This window comes from Stenotrophomonas sp. HMWF003 (genome assembly GCF_003061285.1).
Lineage (GTDB): Bacteria > Pseudomonadota > Gammaproteobacteria > Xanthomonadales > Xanthomonadaceae > Stenotrophomonas > Stenotrophomonas maltophilia_AP.
On sequence record NZ_QAIW01000288.1, the window covers coordinates 1,553 to 5,762 of the forward strand.

2 protein-coding genes are annotated in these 4,210 nt (G+C 68.8%); one reads left to right on the forward strand and one right to left on the reverse strand.

What is annotated here, in order from left to right:
• Window positions 1–312: 312 nt before the first annotated feature.
• Complete coding sequence (locus tag DBR34_RS11900; protein WP_128096951.1) at window positions 313–951, reverse strand: response regulator transcription factor; 639 nt, start codon at window positions 949–951, stop codon at window positions 313–315.
• A gap of 78 nt (window positions 952–1,029) precedes the next feature.
• On the opposite strand from DBR34_RS11900, the gene DBR34_RS11905 reads away from it, so the two are divergent.
• The coding region (locus DBR34_RS11905) for a transporter substrate-binding domain-containing protein (RefSeq protein ID WP_258223852.1) at window positions 1,030–4,210 on the forward strand (3,181 nt) is incomplete at its 3' end.

Below are 4,210 nucleotides of genomic sequence, written 5' to 3' on the forward strand. Positions count from 1 at the left end.
TGACCGGCCACGCCGCCCACCACCGCGCCGACCACGGTGCGCTTGTCCTTGCGGGACATCGCGCTGGCGTCGCCAACGGCGGCCATACCGACCGTCAGGGCCAGGGCCACGGCCAGACCACGAAGGCTGAGTGCGGAAATGTTGAGCATGTTCGGTTCTCCAGTCGGGTACAGGCCACGCTGGGGTTCCAACATTGTCGGAACATTGCCGCGCGGCCCGGGTGGGTCTGCGCATTCATCTAGCGGCAAAGCGGATGAAGCGAGGCTGAAAGTGCCCGGGCCCGCTCAGGGGCCAGCAAGGTCCGGCGCGGGGTCAGATCTCGCCGTCGCGCAGGTAATCGAACAGTTCGGCATCGCCCTTCAGACCCAGCTTGAGCATCGCATCGCCCTTCTGGCGGCTGATCGTGCTGACGCTCTTGTGCAGCTGCAGGGCGATCTCCTTCACCGTCTGGCCGCTGCCGAGCAGGCGCAGCACCTCGATCTCACGCGGCGACAGCGGCTTGGTGCCGACATCATCGACGGTATTGGTGCCGATCGCGTCAATGCGCTCCTTCAGCGTGCGGCTCACATAGGGCAGGCCGCGCTGCACGGTCTGGATCGCCAGCGGCAGCTCTTCCATCGAGGAGGTCTTGTCGACCAGCCCAAGCACGCCGGTGGATGCCACCATGCGCAGGATGGCCAGGTTGTTGGACACGCTCAACATCAGCACCGGCAGGTCGGGAAAGCGGCGCCGGATGATGCCGATCATGGTGAACCCGTCGGCCTGCTGGCTGCCGGGCATCGAGTAGTCTGTCACCAGCACATCGCAGGGCTCGGTGGTCAGCGCGGCCATCAATTCGTCGACGCTGCTGGCCTCGGCCACCACCACGCCCACGCCGCTGGATTCGATCACCGCCTTGGTGCCGATCCGGACCACCGGGTGGTCGTCGGCGATGATGATGCGAAGTGTCATGGGCTGGTATGGTTGCCGGGGCGGATGGCGCACGGGCTGGGCCGTGGTGGAGACATCATTCTACGGAGATGGGATTGCATGCGTACTCCGGTTGTCCGCTGGCTGCTGCTGATCGTCCTGGCCTGCGTGCCGATGCTGGCCGCAGGGGCTGATGCGCCCGCCACCGGCCCGACGCTTTCGCCTCGCCAGAGTGAATGGCTTGGTCGGCACCCTACCATCATCCTTGGCCTGTACGACAGCGGCTGGCCGCCGTTCGAGTCGCTGCGCAACGGGCGCCCGGAGGGCCTGGGGTACGACTACCTGAGCCTGCTTGCACAGCGCCTGGGCCTGCGCGTGGATGTGCGCGTCTACCGCGATTGGGCCGAAGTGCTGGACGCAGCCTGCCGTGGCGAGGTCGATGTGGTGATGAACGTCACCCTGACCCCGGACCGCACCCGCTGCATGGTCTACACCCGCGGCTACGCCTCGGCCGCGTTGGCCGTGGTCGGGCGGCTGGACGATACCCGTACCTCGACCGATCCGGACCTGCAGGGCCTGCGCGTGGTGACCGAGCGCGAGTTCGTCACCAGTGACCAGGTGCGCGCACGATTTCCCGGTGCGTTGCGGATCACCGCGGCCGATACGCTGACCGCATTGAAGATGGTCAGCGCCAACGACGCCGACGTGTACATCGGCAATGCGCACGTGGCCAGTACCCTGATCAAGCGGCACGCCATGGACCGGATCACCCTGCTCAGGCCCAGCGACCTGCCGCCGGAACGGCTGCATTTCGGCGTACCCAACGCCAAGCAGCCGTTGGCCGAGGCGTTGGACAGCGGGCTGGCGCAGCTGACCCGCGCCGAACGCGACGCCATCGCCCAGCGCTGGCTGGGCCCGCTGCACTGGTCCAGCCAGTCGCGGCTGATCCTGGGCAATGCCGAGAAGCGCGTGCTGTCCACGCCACTGCGGATGGGCTTTGCGCCCAACGCCGCGCCACTGGCCTTCATCGATGCCGCCGGACACCCCGGCGGCGTGGCCGGCGACTACCTGCGCCAGCTGCGCATGGTCGGTGCGAACTTGGTGCAGGTGCCGGCGCACGACTGGTTCGAGGTGCGCGAGCAGGTGCGCCGCGGCGAGGTCGACGCGGTCATGGGCATCCCCAACGACTCGGCCTACCTGGGCCCGGACTGGGTGTTCAGCCAACCCTTCATCACCGTGCCCAACGTGATCGTGGTGGGCAGCGACAGCCCCTCGGTGCTGGCGCTGGCCGACCTGGACGGGCGCAGCATCCTGCTGTCGGACCCGGAGCGGTTGCGCGGCTACATCCTGCAGCACGCGCCGAAGGCGCGCATCGTGCCGGCGCGCAGCACCGAGCAGGCCCTGGAGCGGCTGGCCAATGGCGATGCCGATGCCTATGTCGGCAACCTGGCCATGGTCGACCGCATCGTCCGCGACCGCTACCCCGCGCAGCTGCACGTTGCCGCACCGGCCGGTTTCAGCGACCGCCTGTCGTTGGCGGTCAAGCGCGACTACGCACCGCTGGCCACCACCTTCGACCGCGTGCTGCTCACCCTGAGCCCGCGCGAGCACGAAGCCATCCGCGGCGACTGGCTGTCGGCGGAGTACCACAGCAACGTGGACTGGCGCGCCATTGCCCGCTGGGCGGTGCCGCTGTCGCTGGTCCTCCTGACCGCCATCCTGGTGCACGGCTGGGGCCACTGGCGGCTGCGGCGCGAAGTGGCCATGCGCCGGCATCTGGAACAGCGTCTTGCCGAGGTCACCGACAACCTGCCGGCCACCGTCTACCAGGCGCGGCGCGATGCCGATGGCCAGTTCTCGTTCCCGTACATCGCCGGGGACATGGAGGCCCTGTTCGGGATCAGCGTGGCCGATGCCATGGCCGACGAAAGCCGGGTGATGGAACGTATCGACGCGCACGACCGCGAGCGCGTGCGGCAGACGCTGGAGCAGGCCGTGCGCGATTTCACCGTGCTGGACATGGAATTCCGCACCCGCCCCCACGGCGAGGTGCGCTGGATACGGTCGCGCGCGCTGCCGTACGCGGTCGACGACGGCGCCATGTTGTGGAGCGGCTACTGGGTGGATGTCACCGAGGCCCGCGCACAGGCCGATGCCCTGGTGGCCGCCAAGGCCGCCGCCGAACGCGCCACGGCGGCCAAGTCCGAGTTCCTGGCCACCATGAGCCACGAGATTCGCACGCCGATGAGCGGTGTGCTGGGCATGGTGGAAGTGCTGGCGCATACACCGCTGGACGGCGAGCAGCGGCGCATCATCGCCGTGATCGAGGACTCCGCGCAGATGCTGCGCCATATCCTCGACGACATCCTGGACTATTCGCGGATCGAGGCCGGTGCGCTGCCGCTGGAACTGCAGCCGGTGGCGCTGCGCCGGTTGCTCGACAACGTGCAGCAGCTGTTGTCGCCGCAGGCCTCGTCGAAAGGCCTGGCGCTGCGGCTGCAGGTGGATCCGGCGGTGGCCCCGATGCACCTGGGCGACGGCATGCGCCTGCGCCAGATCGTATTCAACCTGCTCAGCAATGCGATCAAGTTCACCGAGCACGGTGAGGTGTCCATCGACCTTCGCCTGGACGACGACGCGCATGCGGATGTCGACGCCGACGGTGCGCAGTCGCTCTGCCTGCGCGTGGCCGACACCGGCATCGGCATTTCCGCCGAGCAGCGCGAACGCCTGTTCAAGCCGTTCGCCCAGGCCGACGTCGCCACCACGCGGCAGTACGGCGGCACCGGCCTGGGCTTGAGCATCTGCCAGCGTCTGGTGGCATTGATGGGCGGCCGGCTCGACCTGCACAGCGTGCCCGGCCAGGGCACCGAAGTGGTGGTGCGGCTGCCGCTGCCGGTGGTGCCGGCAGGGGAACCGGGTGATGCCCCGCCCTCGGACCCGGACCACGTGAGCGCACTGCCGCCGGCGCTGCAGTCGTTCCGCGTGCTGGTGGTGGAAGACCATCCCACCAACCAGGCGCTGATGCGCTGGCGGCTGCAGCAGCTTGGCCTGGTCCACGACGTCGCGCCGCAGGGCCAGGCCGCACTGGAGTTGATGGCGAACGCCCATTTCGACCTGGTCATCACCGATTGCCGGATGCCGGTGATGGACGGCTACGCACTGACCCGGCGGCTGCGCGAACGCGAGCTGGCAACCGGCGCGCCCCGGGTGCCGGTGATCGCCCTCACCGCCAGCGCCCTGGCTGAAGACCTGCAGCGCTGCCGCGAGGCGGGCATGGACGACCTGCTGGCCAAGCCGG

Bases quoted from the DNA above. Each gene is read 5' to 3' on its own strand.
- DBR34_RS11900 (WP_128096951.1), bottom strand. From the start codon at position 951: ATGACACTTCGCATCATCATCGCCGACGACCACCCGGTGGTCCGGATC.